Genomic DNA, 24,253 nt, shown 5'->3' with positions numbered 1-24,253 from the left:
GCCAGTCATCGGGCGTACGGGCCGGCCGCCTCGTCGTTGTCGTCGGCCCGCCGGGTTCAGGCGTGGGCGAACCGGCGCTTCTTGCCGAGCGCCTCTTCCACGGTGCCGGCACCGTCGAGATAGCCGTGCACCTTGGGGTTCGGCATGATCAGCGAACCCACGAACGCCACCGCCATCAGCACGGTCACGTACCAGAAGAACGTGCTCTCCATGCCGGCGTCCTTGAACCACAGGGCGACGAACTCGGCGGTGCCGCCGAACATGGCGTTGGCCAGCGCGTAGGACAGGCCGACGCCAAGGGCGCGCACGTTGGTGGGGAACAGCTCGGCTTTCACGATGCCGCTGATGCCGGTGTAGAACGACACCACCGACAGGCCGAGGGTGATCAGGGCGAAGGCCAGGTAGGGATCCTTGTTGGTCCCGAGAGCGGTCATCAGCGGCACCACCATGAGCGTGCCGAGGCCGCTATAGAGCAGCATGTTCGCCTTGCGACCGATCCTGTCGGACAACGCGCCGAACAGCGGCTGGATCGCCATGTACACGAACAGCACGCAGGTCATCACCTGCGACGCGGAGGTCTTCGGCATGCCGGCGGTGTTGACCAGGTACTTCTGCATGTAAGTGGTGAACGTGTAGAAGCTCAGGGAGCCGCCGGCCGTGTAGGCCAGGACGACGCAGAACGCCCGCCAGTGCTTGAACAGCTCGGCAAAGGTACCGGCGGTCTCCTTGTCGCCGGCTTCCTTGGTCTCGGCGAGCGAGCGGCGGAGGTACAGCGCCACCACGGCCAACCCGGCGCCGATGAAGAACGGGATGCGCCAGCCCCAGGCGGTCAGCTCCGGGGCGGTCATCACCGTCTGGAGCAGCACCAAGACCAGCGACGCGAGCAGCTGGCCGCCGATCAGCGTGACGTACTGGAACGAGGCGAAGAACCCGCGCTTTCCCTTGATCGCGACCTCGCTCATGTAGGTCGCCGAGGTGCCGTATTCGCCGCCCACCGACAGGCCCTGAAGCATGCGTGCAAGCAGCAGCAGGACGGGGGCCAGCGTGCCGACATGTTCGTAGGTCGGCAATATGCCGATCAGCAGCGAGCCGAAGCACATCATCAGCACCGAGACGACCATCGAGGTCCGCCGCCCGACCCGGTCGGCGATGCGCCCGAACAGCCAGCCGCCCACGGGGCGCATGAAGAAGCCCACCGCGAAAATGCCGGCGGTCTGGAGGAGCTGGCTGGTCGAATCGCCCTTGGGGAAGAAAGCCGGCGCGAAGTAGAGCGCGAAGAACGCGTAGCAATAGAAGTCGTACCACTCGACCAGATTACCTGAGGACGAACCGACGATCGCCCAGATCCGACGCTTGCGGTCGGCGGCGTCGTCGGCGGCACTCGGTGCGATACCGATCGTATCGTCCCTCAGGGCGGACATGGCGTCTCCGTCTTGCGGTTCATCGGCCGGTAACAGCCGGCCTATTCTTCGATGGCGGCGACGTTACAGGCGACGACCGTGATCGCAAGTCCGTGATCGGACTTTGGCCGGGACAGCGGCCGACAGTGTCATTTGTCTTCGCCCTGGATCGCTGACCGGCACGGAACGGTTTTGCGCGGGACCCCGTTGCGGCCCGGCACGGGTGCCGACGGCACCACAACCACAACGGGACGACAGGCCATGGCGCGGATCTTCAGGGACACGGTGGCGGCCGCCATCCTCATCGCCGGCGCGGCGACGGCGTTTGCGCAGGGAGGCCCCGGCGGCGCTGGCGGCGGCCCGGGCGGTGGTGGTGGACCGGCGGCGGGCGGCGGCGCTGGAGCGGGTGGCGGAGCCGGACCGGGCGGTGCCGGCGGCGGCATGCGCGGTGGAGCGGGTGGAGCCGAAGGCGGCGGGATGCGCGGCGGTTCGGACGGTGGAGCACGGGGGGGCGAGTCGGGCGGTCCGGCCTCGCGCGGTGCAGACGCGCCCGGGCGGTCGGGACAGGCCGGGGGTGCCGGCGAGCGCAGCGGCGGCGCAGATCGGAACGGCCCGGGCGGCACTCCCGACGCTGCAGAAAGGGGTGGCCGCGACGGCGGCCCGGTCGAACAGCGCGGCGGTCGTGACGAGACCGGCCCAGGCCAGCGCGGTGACCGCGGCGGCCGCGACGAGACAGGCCCCAACCAGCGCGGCGATCGAGGGGCTGCAGGTGAGCGCGGCGATCGTGGCGGGCGCGACGGCGTGCGGGGCGGTCGCGGCGGCGGTTCGGCCCGCGGTGCGGTGGGCCGTCTCGACACCCGTCAGCGCACCGAGTTTCGCGGCTCGATCACCCGGCTCGGTGTCTCGCCGCTGCGGGACGTCGCGTTCGGCCTCGCGGTCGGAACCGCGATCCCGCGCTCCGTCAGGCTCCACCGGCTTCCGCCCGCGATCATCGAGATCGTGCCGGAATACGAGGGATATGACTTCATCCTGGTGCGCGACGACATCGTGATCATCGATCCCGATACTTATGAGATCGTCGACGTGATCCCTGCATGATGTGCGGGATGGTCGCTTCGCCCCGCGCGCAAGCATGACCGACAAACACCTGCTCCGCCGGGGGCACGGATCCCGGCGGGCAGCATTTTGATGAGAGATTCAAGAAAGCCCTGACACTCACCTTGATGCGCAGCAAGAGATTGCAAGATAACCGAAAGCTGTGAAGAATAGAGAAGCGGTCGGCACGGTTGATGATTCTGAACCAGCAGCTGAGACGCTTCGATGAAGATCGAGCGTTCAGTGTCCGCGGAGAGCATTCCAGTGATCGACAACAAGTATCGGTGTCGATTTACGGGTGCAGGTCCTGCGGGGGTGATCGATCGATTAGCGGCTGACGAGGGCAGGGCATGTCGGGACAGGAATTCAACGCGGTCGGACCTGCGCGCGGCTGGCGACCGCGCCTTGGAGTCTCCGGCCGCGCCATGCTCCTGATCCTGAGCGTGGTCTGTGCCGCCTTCGGCGCAAGTTCTGCCTATCTCTACGCCACGCAATCCTCCGCCCTACGGGCTAACCTCAACGCAAACATGGCGAGCCTGAGCGTCGCATCGGCGCGGAGTGTCGGAAACTGGTTGCGCGGCAAGCTCGACGTGACACAGCTCATGGCGCAGCAGATCGCGCTTGCCGGAATCGGGCCGGAGGCGAACGACGTCCTCGGTCTGCCGATGGCGCGCAACCTCTTCTTCGGTGCGTATATCGGCCGTCCGGACGGCTTTTACACAATGGTGCCCAAGTCCGAGCTGCCCTCCGGCTACGACCCGCGTGAGCGTCCGTGGTACAAGGATGCCTTGGCGGCCGGGCAAGCTGTCTTGACCGAGCCCTATATCGACGCCGGAACCAACGCCGTCACGATCACTGCGGCGGGGCCAGTCTTCGGCAAGAACCGGGCGGTCCTCGGCGTGATCGGAGGCGACTTCGACAGCGCCGCCCTGACCCGGATGATCGCCGAGGTCGGCGCGGGCGGCAAAAGCTACGCCTATTTGGTGTCGCGCGGTGGAACGGTGCTGGCCCATCCGCGCGCGGAGCTGATCGGCAAACCGCTGTCGGACTTGATCGCGGGGCCGCCGCCGAAGATCGGCGGCGACCTTGCCGAGACCCAGGAGGGCGGCCGGGCGACCTTCACCGCCTTCGCCCGCGTCCCGAACCTGCCGCCATCGCTCGACTGGTACATCGCGCTCTCGGTTGACAGCGCCGAGGCGCTGGCTTCGACCACGCTGTTGGCGAAGGAGCTGGCGGTGGCCACCCTTCTGGTCCTGCTCGTGCTCGGCCTCGTCGTTGGCCGGCTGATGACGCTCACCGTCTCGCGTCCGCTCAATCGCTTGGTTGGCGTCCTGCAGCGCATGAGCCAGGGCGCGCTCGATACCGAGATCGCCGAGGCTCGGCGCGGCGACGAGATCGGCCTGGTCGGCCAAGCGGTCGAGGGCATCAAGGCTTTGGTGGCGCAGCGGGCGCGCGACCAGGCCGAGGTGAAGCGCGGGGCGGACGAGGCCGCCGAATCCGAGCGCAGGCGCGCGATGAATGCGCTGGCCGATGGCTTCGAGCAGGCCGTCGGGGCGATCGTCGGCATGGTCTCGTCCTCGGCCACCGAGCTTGAGGCCACGGCCCAGACCCTGACGGCGAGCGCGACCCAGGCTGCGGCGCAATCGACCAGCGTCGCGGCCGCCGCCGAGGAGGCGGCCACCAACGTCCGCACGGTCGCGGCCGCAGCGGAGCAACTCGGCACCAGCGTCCGGGAGATTGCCGGGCAGGTGGAGGGCTCGACCACCCTGGCGCAAGCGGCGGTCGGCGAGGCGGACCAGACCGGCCATCTGGTGCAGGACCTGGCCCAGGCGGTCTCGAAGATCGGCGACGCGGTCGGGCTGATCTCCAGCATCGCGGCCCAGACCAATCTCCTCGCCCTGAACGCGACGATCGAGGCCGCGCGCGGGCGAGGCCGGACGGGGCTTCGCCGTCGTTGCGTCCGAGGTGAAGGAACTGGCTGCCCAGACCGGACGCGTCACCGAAGAGATCACCGGCCTGATCGGTCGGATCCAAGGATCGACCGACCACGCCACGCAGGCGATCGGCGGGATCATGACGCGCATCCGCGACATCAACCGCGTCACAGGCGCGGTAGCGGCCGCGGTGGAGCAGCAGGGCACGGCGACCCAGGAGATCGTGCGCAACGTCAGCCAGGCGGCGAGCGGGACAGACGAGGTCACCACGAACATCACCGGCGTCGCCGCGGCCTCGGAGCAGACCGGCACGGCCGCCCATCAGGTGCTCGACGCGGCCTCCGCGCTCTCGCGGCAATCGGCGCAGCTGTCTCGCGAGGTTGCAGACTTCCTGCACACCGTCCGGGCCGCTTGAGCGCGGCCCGACGGGCGGCTGTCAGCGGCTGCCGTCGAGCAGCTTCGAGACCACCCGGGCGGTGTAATCGACCATCGGGACGATACGGGCGTAGTTCAGCCGCGTGGGCCCGATCACGCCGACGACGCCGACGATCTTCTGCGACCCGTCGCGGAACGGCGCGGCGATCAGCGACGAGCCCGAGAGCGAGAACAGCTTGTTCTCCGAGCCGATGAAGATCCGCACGCCCTCGCCGCCCTCGGCGCGGGCCAGGAGGTCGATGACGTCCTTCTGGGTCTCGAGATCGTTGAACAGCAGGCGGATGCGCTCGAGGTCCTCGACGGCGCGCAGGTCGTCGAGCAGGTTCGCTTGACCGCGCACGATCAGTTGCCGGGCTTCGCTCGGGCCCACCGGCGTCGCGAGGCCTGCATCGACCAAGCGCTCGGTCAGCGCGTCCAACTCGCGCTTCATCGCCTTGCGGCCAGCCTCGATCTCGGCGCGCAGCGTGCCGAGGGTGCGGCCCTGCAGCCGGGCATTGAGGAAGTTCGTGGCCTCCTGGAGCGCGCCGGCTGGCAGACCCGGCGGCAGGTCGACCAGCCGGTTCTCCACCGAGCCGTCGTCGGAGACCAGCACCACGAGGGCGCGGGCCGGATCGAGGCGGACGAACTCGATGTGCTTGAGGTGGACGTTCGCCTTCGTGGTCAGAACCACGCCAGCGCCGCGCGAGATGCCCGACAGCATGGTCGAGGCTGCGGCCAGCGCCGAATCGAAGGTGTGGCCGGAGGCGGCGGCGCGCATCTCCGCCTCGATCCGGGTCTGCTCCTCCTGGCCGACATCGCCGAGTTCGAGCATGGCATCCACGAAGAACCGCAGCCCGAGCTCGGTCGGCAGCCGGCCGGCCGAGGTGTGCGGCGCGAAGATCAGGCCGGAATGCTCCAGGTCCGCCATGACGTTGCGGATCGAGGCCGGCGACAGCGCCATCGGGAGGATGCGCGCCAGGTTGCGCGACCCCACCGGCTCGCCGGTCGTGAGATAGCTCTCGACGATCTGCCGGAAGATCTCGCGGGCGCGCTCGTTGAGGGCGGCGAGCGCCTGCATCGAGGGGTCTTGCGGAAAGAGGCTGTTGGAATCGGTCACGCGGTCATCCTGTCGTGCGATCATGTCCGCCCGGTGTCCAGGGATCAATCCGTACGGCGATGCTTGCCCGCGCAGGCTCCGCGGCCTAAGAGCCCGGCCCTCACTCTCTCATCAGAAAGGGCCCGCGATGAGGCCTTCGAAGCGCGCCGCCGACGAGCTGCGGCCGGTCACCCTGGAGCGCGCGGTCTCGCGCTTCGCCGAGGGCTCCTGCCTGGTCAGCTTCGGCAACACCCGCGTGCTCTGCACCGCCTCCCTCGAAGAGCGCGGTCCCCCGTGGCTGCGCGGCTCCGGCAAGGGCTGGGTCACCGCCGAGTATGCGATGCTGCCGCGCGCGACGCATGACCGGACCCGGCGCGAGATCAATTCGGGCAAGCCGTCGGGCCGCACGCAGGAGATCCAGCGGCTCATCGGCCGGTCACTCCGCGCGGTCACCAACCTGCCCGCAATGGGAGAGCGCCAGATCACCGTCGATTGCGACGTGATCCAGGCCGATGGCGGCACCCGGACCGCGGCGATAACCGGTGCCTGGGTGGCGCTCTACGATTGCTTCGCCTGGATGCGCACCCGCTCGATCATCTCGGTGGACCCGCTGCGCGACCACGTCGCGGCCGTGTCTTGCGGCCTGTACAAGGGCACACCGGTGCTCGACCTCGACTACGCCGAGGATTCGGCGGCCGAGACCGACGCGAACTTCGTGCTGACCGGCAAGGGCGGCATCGTCGAGGTGCAGGGCACCGCCGAGATGGAGCCGTTCTCCGAGGCCCAGCTCCTCGAATTGCTGCGGCTGGCCCGCGCCGGCACCGACCGGCTGGTGGCGCTCCAGAAGGAGACGATCGCGTGAGCCGCAGGCTGACCGGCAAGGTGGTGATCGCAACCCACAACGCGGGCAAGCTCACCGAGATGCGCGAGCTGCTGGCACCGTTCGGGATCGAGGCGGTCTCGGCCGGCGAGCTGGGGCTGCCCGAGCCTGACGAGACCGGCACGATGTTCTCCGAGAACGCCGCCATCAAGGCGCATGCCGCCGCCAAGGCGACCGGACTGCCCGCCTTCGCGGACGATTCCGGCCTCTGCGTCGATGCACTGGACGGCGCGCCGGGCATCTTCTCCGCGCGCTGGGCCGGTCCGACCAAGGACTTTTCCGGCGCGATGGCACGCATCGTCTCGGAGCTGGAACAGCGCGACGCGAGCGACCGGACGGCGCATTTCGTCTCCGCGCTCGTGCTCGCCTGGCCGGACGGCCATACCGAGCTTTTCGAGGGCCGTGTGTTCGGCACGCTCGTTCCGCCGCGGGGCGATGCCGGCTTCGGCTACGATCCGATCTTCCAGCCGGACGGCCATGCCCGGACCTTCGGCGAGATGAGCGCCGAGGAGAAGCACGGTGTCGATTGGCAGAAGGGGGAGGGGCTGTCGCACCGCGCCCGGGCCTTCGTGTTGTTGAGCCGCGCCTGCCTGGCGCCGGCGGCCTGATTGCCAAACCGCGCTGGCACGCGCACATCCCGGCGATCATGACTTCGACCGGCCCGGACCATCCGACCCGCGACGCGGGCTTCGGCATCTACCTGCACTGGCCCTTCTGCGCCGCGAAGTGCCCATATTGCGACTTCAACAGCCACGTCCGGCATGCGGGCGTGGATCAGGCGCGCTACCTCGACGCATTCCGGGCGGAGATCGCCCACAGCGCCGCCCGTACCCCGGGCCGCACCGTCACCAGCATCTTCCTCGGCGGCGGTACGCCGTCGCTGATGGATCCCGCGACGGTGGCGGGCCTGCTCGACGCGGTGGCGGCGCACTGGGCGATGGCCTCGGATATCGAAATCACCCTGGAGGCCAACCCGTCGAGCGTCGAGGCCAGCCGCTTCCGCGGCTACCGGACCGCCGGGGTGAACCGGGTGTCGCTCGGCGTGCAGGCGCTGGACGACGCGTCGTTGAAGAAGCTCGGGCGGCTGCACAACGCCGAGGACGCCTTCGCGGCGATCGGCATCGCGCAGGCGGTGTTCGACCGGACCTCGTTCGACCTGATCTACGCACGCCCCGACCAGACCCCCGCCCTGTGGCGGGCCGAGCTAAACGAGGCGCTCACCCGCGCCGCCGAACACCTGTCGCTCTACCAGCTCACCATCGAGCCGGGCACGCCGTTCCACGGCCTCGCCGCCGCCGGCAAGCTGGTGACGCCCGACGACGAGGCGGGCCGGATCCTCTACGACGTGACCCAGGAGGTCTGCGGGCAGGCGGGCCTGCCGTCCTACGAGATCTCCAACCATGCCCGGCCGGGCGCGGAATCCCGCCACAACCTGCTCTACTGGCGCTACGGCGAATATGCCGGCATCGGGCCGGGGGCCCATGGGCGCCTTGTCACGCCGGCCGGCCGGATCGGCACCGTCACCGAACGCAACCCGGAAGCGTGGCTCGCCCGCGTCGAGCGCGACGGCCACGGGATCGTCGAGACCGAGACCCTGGCGGCGGCAGACCAGGCCGACGAGTTCCTCGTGATGGGCCTGCGGCTGACTGAGGGGATCGATCCCGAGCGCTACGCCGCCCTGAAGGGCCGGCCGCTCAACAGCAACCGGATGGGCATGCTGGTCGGCGACGGCCTGCTCCATCGCCTGCCGGGCGGCCGAATCGCTGCCACGCCCCGCGGTGCGCCGGTGCTGAACGCCCTGGTGGCCGAACTCGCGGCCTGACGGGCTCGATCATCAAGTCCCGGGCTTGGCCAGGACGCGCGGTGCCGCGCTGACCACGGTCGCGGCGTTGTTGCGGATCTCGTAGACCGCCAGCGCCCGATCGCTGAGCCCCTCTGGCCGAAACCGGAAGGTGCCGTCCGTTCCAGAGAAGCCAGAGGCGTTGGTCAGCGTCGTCTCGGCGAATCGTTGCGATCCGTATTGCCGGTTCAGCGCCGCCGACAGCATCACGGCGTCGTACGCGAGGGAGGCGACCCGCGGCGGCACGGCACCGAACCGGGCCTGGTAGCGACCGCTGAAACTAGAGAAGCCGCTTCGGTCGGGCGAGGCGAACCGCCCGCCCTGGAGCGCGGGCAGCGCGTAGAGCGACGGCTCGTTCCAGAGTGCCGTGCCGACCGGCCTGACCCGGGCCGGGCTGTAGCCGGCCTTGGTCAGCGCCGCCGCCACCGCCGGCATCGCCTCTGCGGTATCCGGGATGAACAGCGTATCGGCCGTCGCGCCGGCCCCCGTGATGACGCGCGCCAGCCGCTCCACCGCCGGCCCGGGGGCCCCCGACGGATATCGTTCGACCGCCGCGACCCGGGCCCCCTTGCGGGCGACCGCCTCACGGAACTCGGCCTCGACGGCGTTGCCGTAGGCGGTCTCCGGGATCAAAGCCGCGAAGGAGCGCCGGCCGTCGGCGACCGACTCGTCGACGATCCGGTCGACCTCGGGCTGCGGCAGGAAGCTGAGAAGATAGATCCCCCGGGCGGCCACGGAGGCATCCGTCGAAAATCCGATCACCGGTTTGCCGGCGGCCCGGGCGGGTACGGCGGCGGCCTGGACGTTGGCGGCGAAAACGGGACCGAGCACGATGTCGGCGCCCTCCTTCAGGGCCTCCTGAGTCGCCTCCCTGGCACCGTCCGAACTGCCGCGGTCGTCCTCGATCAGGATCGTCAGGTCCGGTTGCTGGGCCTCGTCGAAGGCGAGCTGCGCGGCGTTGCGCATGGCCGTCCCGACGGCCACTCCAGTGCCGGTCAAAGGCAGGACCAGCGCGACCTTCACGGTTCCCGAGCCGATACGGTTGCCGCCAGCCGCCGCCGGGGTGAGGGGGGCAGCGTTCTGGTCCGCCGCGACCGATGGGGCACCGCCCTGCGGCACGTCGGCCGGCGGCGACAGTTCGGCCCGGGGCTGCCCGCCGCGCCGGGCCGCGCGTCCGTCCCCGAATCCGCCGACGCAGCCACCCAGCGCCAAGGCACTGAGTGCAACGGTCAGGGCGGTGACCCGCACGAGACGGTTCCGCCCACACTTCGGACGCGCCATGGCGGTCTCCTTCGGGCAGGTTCGAACAACCTGACCGGGCATTTTTCAAATGTAAACGCGCCGACACCGACTTGCCCCCGGACTCGACGTGCAGCCGCGACGCGGGGCCGGCACTGTGGCAAGATCACCCGCGATGAACCGTCGATTCGATGCCCCGGGGCCAGCGATCTCAACCAAACCCACTTCCACACCCCCGTCCCAGAGGCCCGGTGCGGACCGCCCGCGGAACACCACGTTCACGGCCTTCGGCCTCGCCAGCGAGACGGAGCCGTTGGCGCCGGGTCTGCACATTGTGGCGACGCCGATCGGCAACCTGCGCGACATCACCATCCGGGCGCTCGCGACCCTGGCGGCGGCCGACGCCGTGCTGGCCGAGGATACGAGGGTGACCCGGACGCTCTTGGCGCATTACGGGATCACGACCCCTTTGCTCGCCTATCACGAGCACTCGAACGAGGCCGTGCGCGACCGGATGGTGGCCCGCCTCCGGGCCGGCGAGGCCCTGGCCCTGGTCTCGGATGCCGGGACGCCGCTCGTGTCGGATCCCGGATACAAACTCGTACAGGCGGCGATCGAGGCCGAGGTCGCGATCACGCCCGTGCCCGGGCCCTCCGCGGTCATGACTGCGCTGGTGGCCGCCGGCCTGCCCACCGACCGGTTCTTCTTCGAGGGGTTCCTGCCCCAGAAGGCCGGGGCCCGGCGCAACCGCCTCGAAGCCCTGATCCAGGTCCCGGGCACGCTGGTCCTGTTCGAGTCGCCGCATCGCCTGCCGGAGATGCTGGCCGACGCCGCATCCGTGCTCGGCGCCGACCGTCCTGCCGCGGTGACCCGGGAACTGACCAAGTTCTACGAGACGATCCGCCGGGACACGCTGGGCTCGTTGAGCGAGCGGTTCGGCCAGGAGGGCGCGCCGAAGGGCGAGATCGTCGTGATCATCGGCGCGGCGACGGCGCCGGAGCGCACGGCCGAGGGTGACGCCGCCCTGGACGAGCTGATCCGCACCGCCCTTGAGCGGCACTCGATCAAGGACGCAGCGAGCCTCGTCGCGGACGAGACCGGGCAACCACGCCGCGCCATCTACACCCGGGCGCTGGCGCTGGCCCGGGACAGCCAGGACTGAGACGAGCCGTGCCGGATCGCATCCTGCAGCGCCGCGCCGCCTATCTGCGCGGGCACCGGGCCGAGTGGCTGGCGATGGCGGCGTTGCTGGCCAAAGGCTACTGGCCGATCGGCCGACGAGTCAGCTTCGCCGGGGGCGAGATCGACCTGATCGTCCGGCGTCCACGCACCATCGTGTTCGTGGAGGTCAAAGCCCGGTTCCGGCTGGACGATGCCCGAACGGCGATCGACGCCGCGAAGCGTCGGCGCTTCTCCCGCGCGGTGCGGGCGTGGGTCGGCCGCAATCCCTGGTGCGCTGGGATGACGCTTCGGGCCGACGCCGTGTTAGTCGGCGACGGCGCGTGGCCAGTGCACGTGCCGAGCGTCTTCACCATCGAAGGGTTGTGAGGCAGTCGGCTTTTCGGGTCCCATCATCGGGCGCCGAAACGCGGCAGGCCAATGACCGGACGATTCGACCGGTCAGCCGCGGGCGGCCCGGATCGCGCTGATCAGCGTCCGCTTGAGGTCGGCCTGACTGAACGGCTTCTGCACCACGGGCCTGTCGCGGAATGGCTCGCGGATGCCGGCACCACCGTAGCCCGTGGAGAACACCAGGGGCAGGTCCCGCTGCACGATCGCTTCGGCCACCGGGTAAATCGGTTCGCCGGCCACGTTCACGTCGAGAATCGCGATCTCGAACGTTTCCTGAGCGGCCATTTCGAGGGCGGTCGACAGGCGTGCGGCAGGGCCGACCACGGCGCAGCCGAAGTCGAGCAGCATGTCCTCGAGCAGCATCGAGATCGCAGCCTCGTCTTCGACGACGAGGACGCGGACGCCGTTCAGGACGTCATCGTTGGGGTCAGCAGTCACGCCGGGCCGTCTTCCCTTCGATCGCCCCCGTCGCCGGGGATCTTGCCGTGCGGTTGGTGTCGCCTCGCGAGCCGCAGGAGCAGCGCTTGGAAGCGCCGAGGCAGCGCGCCGGACGGTCCGCGAGACCACCCGTGGCGTCGCCTGGAATACCGGACGTGTCAAGCGTTCGCAGGTCGTTCCGGCATCAATGGTGGCCGCGATGTTAACTCACGATACATTTTTGTCGCCCTCCGGCACGGCCGGCCTAGGAGGGCAATTCGCAAGTCGCATCAATCGTCCTTGAACACGACCTTCGCGCCCCGGGAGACGTGCGCCGCGAGGTCGCGGGCGTTCCAGTTGGTGAGTCGGATGCACCCGTGGGACTCGGTCTTCCCGACCTTCTCGGGCTCGGGCGTCCCGTGGATGCCGTAGCTCGGGATCGCGAGGTCAATCCAGACGAGGCCGACCGGATTGTTCGGTCCCGGCTTGATCGAGAACTTACGGTTCGTCTTGACGCCCTTGAACGCGTATTTCGGATTGTAAGTGTAGTCCGGGTCGAACGCGACGCCCTTGACCTTGGTCTCGCCGCTGGGCGCAGGCTTCTCGGAACTCCCGATGGAAGCCGGGTAGAAGGCTAAAAGCTTGCCGTCCGCCCCGAAGGCGCGCACGTCGCGGCTCGTCTTGTACACCTCGATCCGGTCGACCTTCGGCTCGTGCGGCAAGTCTTTCGCCTTCGGCTTGTCGGTACCCATCGGCTCGACAGCCGCCACCGTGAGCGATGTGCCGGCCTTGTCGAGCGGCTTGTCCGGATTGAGCGCGCTGACGAGGTCGCGGCTCATATGGAAGCGCTCGGCCAGCATCTCCCGCGGATTGGTGTAGCCCAGTTCCTCGAGGTCAGCCTGCGCCTCCATCTTCGGCGGGATTTTCTCGACGTAGGGCCCCGAGGCATCCGCATCGGTGACCGCGTAGTCGGACACCACCGGCTTGTCGCTCGTGGCCTGAAGCTTGTCCCAGAGTTCCCGCGTCATATCCTGGGTCGCGGGTAGGCCCTGCGCCGCCGCGAAGGCCGAAAGGGCATGCTGGTAGTTCTCGCCCTTCAGGCCGTCGATGGCGCCTGGATAGAACCGGGCCCGATCCAGAAGCACTTGCGCCTTGACGATCAGCGGGTCGGGCTTGGCATCGGATGTCTTTCCGGCGCGCGCCTTCATGTTGGCCGTCCTGGATTTGTCCGACTTCTCGTCCGGCTTGTCGGCATTGGGCGCCTTGAAGGTGGCGCCGTTGATCACCTCCGCTGTCAGCGCGGGCGCCTTGTCGGACGGGGCGGCGTGACCCGGCGCGGCGACGCCGATTGCCAGCAGAGCCGCGCAAACCGGCAGCGAAGGTCTCCGCATCATCGACGTCATATTCCCCGGGAGCGGACACGCTCCGGTCGCACAAGCTTCGAGGGTGCGGGAACGTTCCGCGCCGAACCGACACCACTCCATTACTCGCACAGCCGGTGGCCGGCATTGCGCTCGCGCTCGTCGAAGTGGAAGTGGTTGGCGTGGGCCGCGTTGGTGCCGGGGCCCAGAACGGTGCGGAAGAACCCGCAGGCTTTCCCGCGCACGGAGGCCAGGAAGTCCGCCTCCTCGGACCCCGCCGGCATCGCCTTGACCGGGATGCTCGCGCGACCCGCGAAGGCGAAACCCATCACGTCCACGGCGGCCGCAAAGGCATGATCGCTGAGCTTGGCGTCGACATCGTGGTTCTGTCCCCGGCAGACATAGGTGCCCCCGAGTTCGAGCCCGGTGAGCGGATGCTTGAGCGTGCGGTCGGCCGCGACCTGAACTTCCGTCGCCCAGCGCGCGAAGGATTCCGCGACCTGGCATGTCAGCGTCGCCCCCCCCGGCAGCGCGATGCCATCGGCGAGCTTGGTCACCTTCAAGGGTAGCGGTGCGGTGCACTGGCCCTCGGCGATGGGCGGCAGCGGTTCGAACTCCACGCCGAGGCGCTTGAGCCGCACCCGGCAGGCGGTGTCGTCCGGCGGCGCGACCTTGAGGGCCAGCGCCGCCTCGCCGGACAGTTCCGGCGGTCGCTCCGGCGGTGTCGGCGGCGGTGTCGGGATCTCGGGCTTCTGAGGCTCCGCGGCGGCGTCCTTCGGCGGCGTCAGCTCGGCAGGACGGGCCGGTGGCGTCGGCTTTGCGGCCTCGGGTGTCGGCGCGGATTTCTGCTCCGCCGGCTGTGCGGGCTTCAGCGCGTCCGGCCGTTCCGGCGGGAGCGGCGGCGGAACCGGGCGTGTGGCGGGCGCCTCGGCCGCCGCACCGGGGAGGGCAGCGGGCGCCCACAGGCCCAGCGCGAGGACGCCGCGCGCCAGAAGAGTCGTCGGTCGGAGGAGCGGCATGGGACCTCGAAGCGTGGGCGTGGGACGGGAGGAAACGAACGGAACCGCATTCGGATCGATCCGACCCTGTTGACGGGGCCGCCTATCGGGCCTCTGTCTTCCGGGACGCGGCCGCGAACCCCATCTCGCGGCCTGACGGGGCGGACCGAAGGCATGGTCCGGCCGACGCACCACCGAGGACCGAATGGCGGACGTAGCTGATGCCGGGCTTCCGAGCCTGCCGCAGGACAATCCCTTCCGCGACGCCCAGTGGAGCACGCCCTATGGGTTGCCGCCGTTCGAGCGCATCCAGGCTGCGCATTACATGCCGGCCTTCGATGCCGCGCTCGCCGTCCACGATGCCGAGATCCAGGGCATCGCGGCCGACACGGCGCCCGCCACCTTCGCCAACACCGTCGCGGCGATGGAGCGGGCCGGCCAGGCCCTCGAGCGGGTCGCCGGCGTCTTCTACAACCTGACCGGCAGCCACACGAACACGGACCTGCAGGCGATCGAGCGGGCGATCGGCCCGAAGCTCGCCCGGCACGGCAGCGCCATCTATCTCAACCCACAGCTCTGGGCCCGCATCTCGGCGGTCGACGCCGAAGCGGAGGGGCTCGGGCCGGAGGAGCGCCGGGTGCTCGAGCGCTATCGCATCCGCTTCCGCCGCGCCGGCGCCGAACTCGGACCGGACGATAAGGCACGCATCGCCGAGATCGCCGCCCGGATGTCGGAACTCGGCACCCAGTTCAGCCAGAACCTGCTCGCCGACGAGAGCAGCTTCACCCTGCCGCTCTCCAGCGAGGACGACCTGTCCGGCCTGCCGCCGTTCCTGCGCGCCGCCGCCGAAAGCGCGGCCCGGGAGCGCGGGCTGGATGGTCACGTCATCACCCTCTCGCGCTCGCTGATAGAGCCGTTCCTGGTGTTCTCCACCCGTCGCGACCTACGCGAAAAGGCCTACGCGGCCTGGACCCGGCGCGGCGAGAACGGCGGCGCCACCGACAACCGCGCCATCATCGTGGAGATGGTGGGCCTGCGCGCCGAGCACGCCCGACTGCTCGGCTTCGACAGCTTCGCGCATTTCAAGCTCGACGACACGATGGCGGCGAGCCCCGACGCCGCCATGGAGCTGCTGCGCGATGTCTGGGCGCCGGCCCGGGCGCGGGCGGGCGACGAGCGCGAGCGGCTTCAGGCGATCGTCCGGCAGGAGGGCCACAATTTCGCGCTCCAGGCGCACGATTGGCGCCACTACACCGAGAAGCTGAGGCGGGCCGAGCACGACCTCGATGAGAGCGAGGTGAAGGCCTACCTGCCCCTCGACCGGATGATCCAGGCAGCCTTCGATACGGCGTCGCGGTTGTTCGGGTTGACCTTCGAGGCGTTGTCCGACGTGCCGCGCTATCATCCGGATGTGCGGGTGTGGCGGGTCGGCAACCCGGACGGGTCCGAGGTCGGGTTGTTCTTGGGCGATTACTTCGCCCGGTCCTCCAAGCGCTCCGGCGCCTGGATGAGTGCGTTCCGCTCTCAGGAGCGCCTGACCGGCACCGTCACGCCGGTGATCGTCAACGTGATGAACTTCGCCAAGGCGCCCGCCGGCGAGAGCGCGCTCCTGTCCTTCGACGACGCCCGCACGCTGTTTCACGAGTTCGGCCACGCCCTGCACGGGCTCCTGTCGGATGTGACCTACCCGCTGCTCTCCGGGACGTCTGTGTCGCGCGACTTCGTTGAATTGCCGTCGCAGCTCTACGAGCATTGGCTGGAGCAGCCCGAGGTGCTCAAGGCCCATGCCCGGCACCACCGCACCGGCGAGCCGATGCCCGACGCACTGTTGCGCAAGCTCCTGGCGGCACGCACCTTCAACCAGGGTTTCGCGACCATCGAGTATACCGCCTCGGCGATCGTCGACATGACGCTCCACCTCTCGGCGGGGGGCGAATCCGGCCTCGACGTGCCGGCCTTCGAAGCGGATGCCCTGCAGCGGATCGGCATGCCGGCCGAGATCAGCATGCGGCATCGGACGCCGCACTTCGCCCACATCTTCTCGGGGGATGGCTACGCGGCCGGGTACTACAGCTATCTCTGGTCCGAGGTGCTGGATGCCGACGCCTTCGATGCCTTCAAGGAGGCCGGCGACATCTTCGACCCGGAGACGGCGAAGCGGCTGCGGACCTTCGTGTACGGCGCCGGCAACCTGCGCGACCCGCGCGACGCCTACACAGCCTTCCGCGGCCGGATGCCGAGCATCGCGCCGCTCCTGAAAAAGCGCGGGCTCGCGGCCTGACGCGGAGGTGGCCGGTAAGGGTTTCGTAAACAAACGTCCTTAACGAACGCTTGCAGGCGGACCCTGCAGACGGAGTTGGGGGCAATGACGAAGATCGAAGCCAAGCCGGCCCTCTCTCCCGACGAACTGCTGAAGGCCGTCGTGGCGGGCAAAGCGAATCCGAAGCCGGAGCCGGTCTCCGCACCTGCGGCGGTGCGATTCGCGATGCCGGCCCTGGCTGGTCCAGAGGTCCGGCGCTACGCGATCGCGGGCACTGCCCTGGCGCTCGGGCTGATCCTCGGCTTCGCCGCGCGCCCCGGCGCCGGCGGCGCGCCGAGCGACGCCGTCCTGGCGCTGAGCACGACCGTCGATGCCGGTCGGACCGAAACCGCCCGGCTCGGCGCCGACATCGCCCAGCTTCATCAGGTGCTCGCCGACCTGCGCGCCGCCACCGACACGGCCCGCAAGGAAGCCGGCAGCCGCAGCAGCGCCCTGGGCGAGCGCTTGGCGCAGCTCGATAAGAATCTGAACACCAAGTCCGCAGCGCTGAGCGAGCGTATCGAGCAGGGGGAGCGCGAGCAGAGCGGACGGATGACCAATCTCGCCGCGCAACTGGAGCGCCGCGCGTCCGTCGCAGCGTCGGCCGTCAAATCCGAGCCGACACAGACCGGGAGCCTCGCTGAGACCCGCGCGGCCGACGCGAAGGTCGCCGAGGCGAAGGCCATCGATGCCAAAGGCTCGGAGACCAAGGGTTCGGAGGCCAAGGGTTCGGAGGCCAAGCCGAAATCCGTCGCGGCCGAAAAACCCGCGGTGATCGACGGCTGGGCTGTGCGCGACGTCTACGACGGGGCGGCGATCCTGGAAAACAAGCGCCGCCGCATCGTCGAAGTCGGGCCTGGAGACATGCTGCCGGGGATCGGCCGGGTCGAGGGTGTCGAGCGCCGCGGTCGGGAGTGGGTCGTGGTGACCCGTCAGGGTCTCGTTACGCCCCAGCCCTGGTAATCCCTCTACACACCAAGATTCGTCAGCGCCCCTGGAAGGTCGCCGAGGCGAGTTCGTCGCTGGTGCCGGGGAAGCGTGGCTCGATCGTCAACGGATCGGCGAGGGCGGAGGCACGCTCGACCCGGCGGCGTCCATGGCGCAGGGCGCGGGTCTGAGCGGCGCGGGTCGGATGCAGGATCGCCGCGAGCAGCGCCTGGCCCTCGAAGGCGGCATCCAGATTCTTGGCGTCGAAGACGGGCATGGCCGGCCTACCTGAGTGCGATCCGGTCACGCGCCGAAGGCGATGGTCCGAATTGCATCCCGAATAACGGGGATCGCGTGGACGGGTTCCGCCAAGCTCTGACGGCGAAACCACTTTTTTACGATCGTTCAGGACTGGCGCGAAAACGGTGCGGCGGCGCACGTGCCGCGGCCGAAAAACGGGTCCCGGAGGGTTTGGGCCGCCCCGGGACCGAGGACGTCAGACGAACTGGTTGAGGCCCGGGATCGAACCGATGATCGGTCCCATGGCGTCCTCGCCGACCTTCTCACGGCCGAAAGCGAACAGCTCCTGGCCGAGCGGCTGCATCTGGCCCATGGGCACACCGGCGCCCATCAACTTCTGGCCGAGCGCCATGACGCCGCCGCCACCCATCATGCCGCCGAGCATGCCCATCAGGCCGCCACCGCCGCTCTCGCCGGCATTCGACTCGGCCACGAGAGCTTCGGAACCGGGGAGCGCGGCCATGAGCTGGCCCACCTCGGATTCCGGCCCTTCCTTCTGCAGGAAGGCCAGGATGTGCCCGATGGCCGTCTGCGCGGTCGCGGCGTCGAGCCCGGTGCGGGCGGTAACGCGGGCGAGCAATTCTTCCATGACGCTGATCTCTTAGGAACGTTTCCAGACGTCCTTCGACTCTGAAGCGGCGGAAATCAAGCGCGGCTCCCGACTTCGCTGGGAAACACCGGCCCGGACGACGCCTGGAACATCCGGACGCCCCGAAGAGTCAGCGCAGGCGCCGACGCGGCCTTGCGACTCAGGGCGAGGCGTGGCCTCGTCGACGGCGAAACAAGTGGGATCAGCGTTGATCCACGGAAGGTCCGCCGCCGCACCAGCCGTTGCCCGATTGGGTTCACACCGGCGGATCGATCACGGGCGCATCGGGAGACACGGGTGAGCGATCTCAAGACCCTACGCGGCCTCTCCGGCCTGAGCCCCGAGCCGGCCAGCCTGAAGAGGGCCGCACTCGTCCTTATCGACATCCAGAATACGTACCGCGAGGGCGTGATGCGCCTGTCCGGCGTCGAGCCGGCGGTCGCGGAGGCCGCGATCCTTCTCAAACGAGCCCGGGAATCCGGCGTGCCGGTCTTCCACATCCAGCACAATGCCGGCCCCGGCTCGCCTTACGACATCACCGCGGAGATCGGGCAGATCTCGCAGGAGGTCGCGCCGCAGGACGGGGAGGCCGTGATCACCAAGGCCTTTCCGAGTTCGTTCGTGGGCACGGATCTCGAGGATCGGCTCAAGCGGGCAGGCGCCACCGACCTCATCCTGGCCGGCTTCATGACCCACATGTGCGTGAACTCGACGGCGCGCTCGGCCTTCAACCTCGGCTTCCATCCCACCGTAGTCGCCTCGGCGACCGCGACGCGCGATTTGCCGGCGCCCGACGGCTCGGTGGTGCCGGCGGCCCAGCTACAGGCCGCGAGCCTCGCGGGCCTCGGCGACCTGTTCGCCGTGATCGCCCGCGACGTGGACGCGGTCCGCCCTTGATCGTTCGACGGGGACAGTAATTTCTGCGAAACCCGGGCGCGAACATTCGGGGTTAGACTCCGAAATCTCCGGTTCTGCCGTCTTGACTGCTGCATCGGACATGTGTGCGATGCAGCATCGGGCCGAGAGCGGCGGAACATCACCGCTGGCCGCACAGTTCGGCTCCGAAAATGCGGAGCTTGAACCATGCGCATCGAGAACGTCGCCGATCTGATCGCCGAGACCCTTCAGGAGGCCGGAGTCGCGCGTATCTACGGCGTTGTGGGCGACAGCCTGAACGGGATCACGGAGGCGCTGCGCGCGCGCGGAAAGATCGACTGGATCCACACCCGCCACGAGGAGGCGGCGGCCTTTGCGGCAAGCGCGGAGGCGCAGGTCACCGGCAAGCTCGCCGTATGCGCGGGCTCGTGCGGCCCCGGCAACCTGCACCTGATCAACGGGCTCTACGACGCACACCGGAGCCGGACTCCGGTCCTGGCGATCGCCGCGCAGATCCCGTCCGCTGAGATCGGCTCGGGGTACTTTCAGGAGACCCGCCCGACCGCGCTGTTCCGCGAATGCAGCCATTACTGCGAGTTGGTGTCCGACCCGTCGCAGATGCCGTTCGTGCTCGAGAACGCGATCCGCGCCGCCGTGGGAGAGGGGGGCGTCGCCGTCATCGTCATCCCGGGCGACGTCGCGCTGCGCGATGCGCCCAAGCGCGCGTTGGCCACTCGGGCCGGGCTGATCCCGGCAAAGCCTGTAGTTCGTCCGGCCGATGCCGAACTCGATACGCTGGCGGCCATGCTCAACGCCGGCAAGCGCGTGACGCTGCTGTGCGGACGCGGCTGCGCCGGCGCCCATTCCGAGCTGCTTCAGCTTGCCGAGGCGCTCAAGAGTCCAATCGTGCACGCGCTCGGCGGCAAAGAGTTCGTCGCGTTCGACAACCCCTACGATGTCGGCATGACCGGATTGATCGGGTTCTCGTCCGGCTACGCCGCCATGATGGCGTGCGACACCCTGCTGATGCTGGGCACGGGGTTCCCGTACAAGCAATTCTACCCGCAGGACGCGAAGGTCGCCCAGGTCGATCTGCGCCCCGCCGAACTCGGCCGCCGCTGCCGCATCGAGCACGGCCTCGTCGGCGATGTCGGCGCGACGATCCGGGCGCTGCTGCCGCGCCTGAAGCCGAAGGCCGACCGGTCGTTCCTGGATTCCAGCCTGAAGCACTACGCCAAGGCCCGCGCGGGCCTCGACGATCTCGCCACCGGGAAGCCGGGCGGCCCGCTCCATCCGCAATATCTCGCGAAGACGATCAGCGAGGCGGCCGCGGATGACGCGATCTTCACCGCCGATGTCGGCACCCCGACGATCTGGGCGGCACGCTACCTGGAGATGAACGGCAAACGGCGCCTGCTCGGCTCCTGGGTTCACGGCTCGATGGCCAATGCCCTGTCCCAGGGAATCGGCGCGCAAGCCGCGGAGCCGAACCGGCAGGTGATCGCGCTTTGCGGCGACGGCGGTTTCGCCATGCTGATGGGCGACTTCCTAACCCTGCGTCAGCACCGCCTGCCCCTGAAGGTCGTGGTGTTCAACAACGGCACCCTCGGCTTCGTGGAGCTGGAGATGAAGGCGGCGGGCTATCTCGAGACCGGCGTCGCGCTCGACAATCCGGACTTCGCCGCGATGTCGCAGGCCGCCGGCATCTTCGCCCTGCGGGTCGAGGACCCAGCCGAGCTGCCCGGCGCCATGCGCGAGTTCCTGGCCTTCGACGGCCCCTCGCTGCTCGATGTGCGCACCGCCCGCAACGAGCTCTCGATGCCGCCCAAGATCGACGGGCAGCAGATGAAGGGCTTCAGCCTCTACGTGCTGCGGGCCGTGATGGATGGGCGCGGTGACGCAGTTCTCGACCTCGCCAAAACCAACCTCATCCGGTAGACCTCTCTCTGAATTCTAGACCCGTTCCAGTCCAGCGGAGCGGGCGATCCAGGGAGAATCCGGACCATGCGGGTCGGCCTGTTCGTGCCGTGCTACGTCGACGCTTTCGAGCCGGAAGTCGGGATCGCCACGCTGGAATTGCTGGAGCGGGTCGGTTGCACGGTGGAATACCCGTTCGACCAGACCTGTTGCGGCCAGCCGATGGCCAACACCGGCTGCCACGCGGAGGCCGCCGCCACCGAGGCCCTGTTCGTCAAGAACTTCTCGGATTTCGACTACGTGGTGGCGCCCTCGGGCTCCTGCGTGCACCAGGTCCGCGAGCACCTGACCGCGATCCCGCAGACGGACGAGGTCAAGAAGGTCCGGGCCAGCACCTACGAGCTCGTCGAGTTTCTGCACGACGTGCTGAAGATCGAGGCTCTGCCCTGGGCGGAGTTCCCGCACAAGGTCGCCTATCACGGCAATTGCAATGCGCTACGCGGTATCCACCATGCCCGACCGTCCGAGATCGTGAAACCGTACTTCTCGAAGCCCCTCGACCTGCTTCGCCTCGTCAAGGGCGTCGAGCTGGTCGATCTCGCCCGGCCGGACGAGTGCTGCGGCTTCGGCGGCACCTTCTCGGTGTTCGAGCCGGCCGTCTCGGCCAAGATGGGCTACGACAAGGTCGCCGACCAGAATCGGGCCGGGGCCGCATATGTTGTCTCGGCCGATTCCTCGTGCCTGATGCATCAGAAGGGCTGTGCCGAACGCCTCGGCCTGCCGCTCCGCTACATCCACATCGCGCAAGTGCTGAACGGAGCCGCCGCATGAGCGTCGAGGATCTGAACCCGCGCGCCCACGATGGTCTCATCCACCCGGAAGTCCGCGCTGCCGACGACGAGAGCGAGCGCGGCCAGGATGGCGGCCGCCTCCAGCACGCCGAGGCCGCGACGAAGCCGATCCGCGCGCCGCAGACCCGCGAGCCGCAGCCCCGCGGCGCGAAAATCCGCGGCGATCGCCCGATCGATCAGGGCGAGGCCGCCGAGCGCTTCCTCGCCGCGCCGCTCCACCAGGCCGCCCACGACGAGCGCCTGTGGGACCTGCGCAAGAAACGCGATACCTCGGCGCACGGCATCCCGGAATGGGAGGAGCTGCGGGAGCTCGCCTCCGCCATCAAGGCGCACACGCTCACCCATCTCGACCAGTATCTCGAGCAGTTCGAGGCCGCCGCGAAAGCCAACGGCGTGCAGGTCCACTGGGCTGCGGACGGCGCCGACCACAACCGCATCGTCCTTGAGATCCTGCGCAGCCGCGGCGCCAAGACCCTCGTGAAGTCCAAGTCGATGCTCACCGAGGAATGCGGCTTCCGCCACCACATGGCCGCCAACGGCATCGAAATCATCGAGACCGATCTCGGCGAGCGCATCCAGCAGCTCGACAACGAGGAGCCGAGCCACATCGTGGCGCCCGCGGTCCACAAGACCCGGATGGACGTGGCCGAAGTCTTCGCCAAGACGCTGGGCACGGATCCGGACAACGACGACGCCCATTACCTCGCCGAAAGCCAGCGCGAGACGACCCGGCCCTACATTCTGAAGGCCGATGCCGGCATGACCGGCTGCAACTTCGCCATCGCGGAGACCGGCACCGTCGTCACCTGCACCAACGAGGGCAATGCCGACTTGTCCGGCAACGTCCCGCCGCTGCAGATCCACTCGATCGGCATCGAGAAGATCATCCCCAAGGTCGAGCATCTCGGGGTGTTCATCCGGCTGCTGTCGCGCTCGGCGCTCGGCTCGCCGATCACCCAGTACACTTCGCATTTCCGCGGACCCCGCAAGGGCACCGAGATGCACATGGTACTGGTCGATAACGGCCGCTCGGCCCGGCTCGGGCTGGAGGAGTTCTGGACCTCGCTGAAGTGCATCCGCTGCGGTGCCTGCATGAACACCTGTCCGGTCTACCGGCGTTCGGGCGGCCTCTCCTACGGGGCGACCTATTCGGGCCCGATCGGGTTGATCATCGACCCGACCTTCAACAAGCGGAAATACTCGACCCTGCCGTTCTCCTCGACGATGAACGGCTCCTGCACCAACGTCTGCCCGGTCAAGATCAACATCCACGAGCAGATCTTCGCCTGGCGCAAGGTCCTGGTCGAGGAGCATCACATCCCGGCGCTCAAGCAGGGAATGATGAAGGCCGCGGGTGCGGTCCTGTCTCGGCCCGTCGCCTATCGGGCGGCGATCGGCGCCGCGGATTCGGCGCTGAAGGTGCTGCCGCGCTTCGCCGTCTACAACCCGCTCAACACCTGGGGGAAGAAGCGCGAGATGCCGGATGCGCCGCGCCAGACCTTCCACGCCTGGTACAAGCAGAACCGGATGCAGAAGGCGGTCAAAAACACCGCTGCAAAGGAGACCGCTGCGAAGGACACGGCCCGATGAGCGCGCGCGCGGACATCCTGGCGGCGCTTAAGGCGAACCGTCCGGCGGGCGATTATCCGCTGCCGAACGTGCCGACCTTCGCGCCGCTGGTCGGGGACGACCTGATCGAGGAGTTCGGCGAGCGGCTGAAGCGCATGGGCGGCCGGATCGAGGACGGCCGCACCGGCGACCCACTGATGGGCGTGCGCGAGCGGTTGGCGGATTCGAAGGTGATCGCCTCCGCGGTCCCGGAGATCGACGGCAACCGCGACCTACGGGCGGTACGCTACCCACAGGAGGTCGAGGACGTCGATGTGGCGGTGGTGCGCGCCGTGTTCGGCATCGCCGAGACTGGCTCGGTACTGTTCACGGAGGGCGAGCTGATCGTGAACGCCGTCGCCTACCTGGCCCAGCACCTGATCGTGCTGCTCGATCCCGCCGACATCCTCCCCAACGTTCAGGCGGCCTACAAGCGACCGGAATTCGGTCGTTCTGCCTACGCGGTGCTGCATACCGGGCCGTCGGCCACCGCCGACATCGAGGGCGTGCTGATCCACGGCGCGCAGGGCGTGCGCTCGCTCACCGTCCTGCTGCTGCCGCGCTCCGCGGAAAGATCGGTCTCCTGAGCCGGAACCGCCGATAAGGCGCGCACCTTGCTTGGACAGCGATCATCTCGTCG

At 68.9% G+C, this 24,253-nt stretch carries 21 protein-coding genes and 1 pseudogene; 14 read left to right on the top strand and 8 right to left on the bottom strand.

Annotated elements, in window-relative coordinates; translation table 11 throughout:
- Positions 1–56 precede the first annotated feature (56 nt).
- Complete coding sequence (locus tag ACYQPG_RS25795) at positions 57–1,421, bottom strand: MFS family transporter (protein ID WP_147906858.1); 1,365 nt, start codon at positions 1,419–1,421, stop codon at positions 57–59.
- 240 nt (positions 1,422–1,661) lie between these two features.
- Between ACYQPG_RS25795 and ACYQPG_RS25790 the strand changes: the two genes are divergently transcribed.
- A complete protein-coding gene (locus ACYQPG_RS25790; RefSeq protein ID WP_147937552.1) occupies positions 1,662–2,498 on the top strand; it encodes a DUF1236 domain-containing protein in 837 nt (278 codons plus the stop codon).
- Positions 2,499–2,845: 347 nt separating this feature from the next.
- A pseudogene (locus ACYQPG_RS25785) lies at positions 2,846–4,844 on the top strand (methyl-accepting chemotaxis protein).
- 21 nt (positions 4,845–4,865) lie between these two features.
- Here the strand turns inward: ACYQPG_RS25785 and hrcA are convergent.
- A complete protein-coding gene (gene hrcA, locus ACYQPG_RS25780) occupies positions 4,866–5,921 on the bottom strand; it encodes a heat-inducible transcriptional repressor HrcA (RefSeq protein ID WP_147906967.1) in 1,056 nt (351 codons plus the stop codon).
- Between the two features lie 166 nt (positions 5,922–6,087).
- Between hrcA and rph the strand changes: the two genes are divergently transcribed.
- From rph to hemW, 3 genes are read left to right on the top strand one after another with little or no spacing between them, the layout of a single operon-like run.
- A complete protein-coding gene (rph, locus tag ACYQPG_RS25775; protein ID WP_461232002.1) occupies positions 6,088–6,801 on the top strand; it encodes a ribonuclease PH in 714 nt (237 codons plus the stop codon).
- Positions 6,798–7,427 (top strand): RdgB/HAM1 family non-canonical purine NTP pyrophosphatase, encoded by a 630-nt coding sequence (gene rdgB, locus ACYQPG_RS25770; RefSeq protein WP_147906954.1) that lies wholly within the window; start codon positions 6,798–6,800, stop codon positions 7,425–7,427. Before rph ends, rdgB begins: the two co-directional genes overlap by 4 nt.
- A 38-nt stretch (positions 7,428–7,465) precedes the next feature.
- Positions 7,466–8,641, top strand: a complete 1,176-nt coding sequence (gene hemW, locus ACYQPG_RS25765; protein WP_461232001.1) for a radical SAM family heme chaperone HemW — start codon at positions 7,466–7,468, stop codon at positions 8,639–8,641.
- A gap of 12 nt (positions 8,642–8,653) precedes the next feature.
- On the opposite strand, the gene ACYQPG_RS25760 is transcribed toward hemW, so the two are convergent.
- On the bottom strand, positions 8,654–9,940 hold the full coding sequence (locus ACYQPG_RS25760; protein WP_461232000.1) for a penicillin-binding protein activator: 1,287 nt from the start codon (positions 9,938–9,940) through the stop codon (positions 8,654–8,656).
- A gap of 133 nt (positions 9,941–10,073) precedes the next feature.
- On the opposite strand from ACYQPG_RS25760, the gene rsmI reads away from it, so the two are divergent.
- On the top strand, positions 10,074–11,060 hold the full coding sequence (gene rsmI, locus ACYQPG_RS25755; RefSeq protein WP_147906953.1) for a 16S rRNA (cytidine(1402)-2'-O)-methyltransferase: 987 nt from the start codon (positions 10,074–10,076) through the stop codon (positions 11,058–11,060).
- A complete protein-coding gene (locus ACYQPG_RS25750) occupies positions 11,057–11,446 on the top strand; it encodes a YraN family protein (protein ID WP_461232508.1) in 390 nt (129 codons plus the stop codon). Before rsmI ends, ACYQPG_RS25750 begins: the two co-directional genes overlap by 4 nt.
- Positions 11,447–11,518: 72 nt before the next feature.
- Here the strand turns inward: ACYQPG_RS25750 and ACYQPG_RS25745 are convergent, their stop codons facing one another.
- The 3 genes from ACYQPG_RS25745 to ACYQPG_RS25735 all read right to left on the bottom strand — a co-directional run bounded on the left by ACYQPG_RS25745 (position 11,519) and on the right by ACYQPG_RS25735 (position 14,267).
- Positions 11,519–11,908, bottom strand: coding sequence for a response regulator (locus tag ACYQPG_RS25745; protein ID WP_147906951.1), 390 nt, complete (start codon positions 11,906–11,908; stop codon positions 11,519–11,521).
- A 269-nt stretch (positions 11,909–12,177) separates the two neighbouring features.
- A complete protein-coding gene (locus ACYQPG_RS25740) occupies positions 12,178–13,281 on the bottom strand; it encodes a L,D-transpeptidase family protein (protein WP_461231999.1) in 1,104 nt (367 codons plus the stop codon).
- A gap of 89 nt (positions 13,282–13,370) precedes the next feature.
- A complete protein-coding gene (locus ACYQPG_RS25735) occupies positions 13,371–14,267 on the bottom strand; it encodes an extensin family protein (RefSeq protein ID WP_461231998.1) in 897 nt (298 codons plus the stop codon).
- A 184-nt stretch (positions 14,268–14,451) separates the two neighbouring features.
- Here ACYQPG_RS25735 and ACYQPG_RS25730 point away from each other — a divergent pair, with 184 nt between their 5' ends.
- Together ACYQPG_RS25730 and ACYQPG_RS25725 are read left to right on the top strand one after the other, a co-directional pair.
- Positions 14,452–16,527 (top strand): M3 family metallopeptidase, encoded by a 2,076-nt coding sequence (locus tag ACYQPG_RS25730; protein ID WP_461231997.1) that lies wholly within the window; start codon positions 14,452–14,454, stop codon positions 16,525–16,527.
- Between the two features lie 84 nt (positions 16,528–16,611).
- Complete coding sequence (locus ACYQPG_RS25725) at positions 16,612–17,508, top strand: hypothetical protein (RefSeq protein ID WP_461231996.1); 897 nt, start codon at positions 16,612–16,614, stop codon at positions 17,506–17,508.
- Between the two features lie 22 nt (positions 17,509–17,530).
- Here the strand turns inward: ACYQPG_RS25725 and ACYQPG_RS25720 are convergent, their stop codons facing one another.
- A complete protein-coding gene (locus ACYQPG_RS25720; protein ID WP_461231995.1) occupies positions 17,531–17,749 on the bottom strand; it encodes a hypothetical protein in 219 nt (72 codons plus the stop codon).
- A 219-nt stretch (positions 17,750–17,968) separates the two neighbouring features.
- Positions 17,969–18,361 carry a DUF2267 domain-containing protein gene (locus ACYQPG_RS25715; protein ID WP_147854372.1) on the bottom strand — a complete coding sequence of 131 codons (393 nt, stop codon included), beginning with the start codon at positions 18,359–18,361 and terminating at the stop codon, positions 17,969–17,971.
- A gap of 297 nt (positions 18,362–18,658) precedes the next feature.
- Here ACYQPG_RS25715 and ACYQPG_RS25710 point away from each other — a divergent pair, with 297 nt between their 5' ends.
- The 5 genes from ACYQPG_RS25710 (at position 18,659) to ACYQPG_RS25690 (ending at position 24,200) form a co-directional block, all read left to right on the top strand.
- Positions 18,659–19,258 carry a cysteine hydrolase family protein gene (locus tag ACYQPG_RS25710; protein ID WP_461231994.1) on the top strand — a complete coding sequence of 200 codons (600 nt, stop codon included), beginning with the start codon at positions 18,659–18,661 and terminating at the stop codon, positions 19,256–19,258.
- Positions 19,259–19,444: 186 nt separating this feature from the next.
- Positions 19,445–21,175: a ubiquinone-dependent pyruvate dehydrogenase gene (poxB, locus tag ACYQPG_RS25705; protein ID WP_461231993.1), complete on the top strand. Its 1,731-nt coding sequence runs from the start codon at positions 19,445–19,447 to the stop codon at positions 21,173–21,175.
- A 66-nt stretch (positions 21,176–21,241) separates the two neighbouring features.
- Positions 21,242–21,985 carry a (Fe-S)-binding protein gene (locus ACYQPG_RS25700; protein ID WP_147906944.1) on the top strand — a complete coding sequence of 248 codons (744 nt, stop codon included), beginning with the start codon at positions 21,242–21,244 and terminating at the stop codon, positions 21,983–21,985.
- Positions 21,982–23,595, top strand: coding sequence for a lactate utilization protein B (locus ACYQPG_RS25695; RefSeq protein WP_419830571.1), 1,614 nt, complete (start codon positions 21,982–21,984; stop codon positions 23,593–23,595). Before ACYQPG_RS25700 ends, ACYQPG_RS25695 begins: the two co-directional genes overlap by 4 nt.
- Positions 23,592–24,200 (top strand): LutC/YkgG family protein, encoded by a 609-nt coding sequence (locus tag ACYQPG_RS25690; RefSeq protein WP_419830570.1) that lies wholly within the window; start codon positions 23,592–23,594, stop codon positions 24,198–24,200. The genes ACYQPG_RS25695 and ACYQPG_RS25690 overlap by 4 nt, the downstream gene beginning before the upstream one ends.
- The last annotated feature ends 53 nt before the right edge of the window (positions 24,201–24,253 follow it).

This window comes from Methylobacterium sp. CM6246 (genome assembly GCF_054818005.1).
The sequence above is the reverse complement of the archived record's forward strand: the minus strand, read 5'-3'. Positions and strand labels throughout refer to the sequence as shown.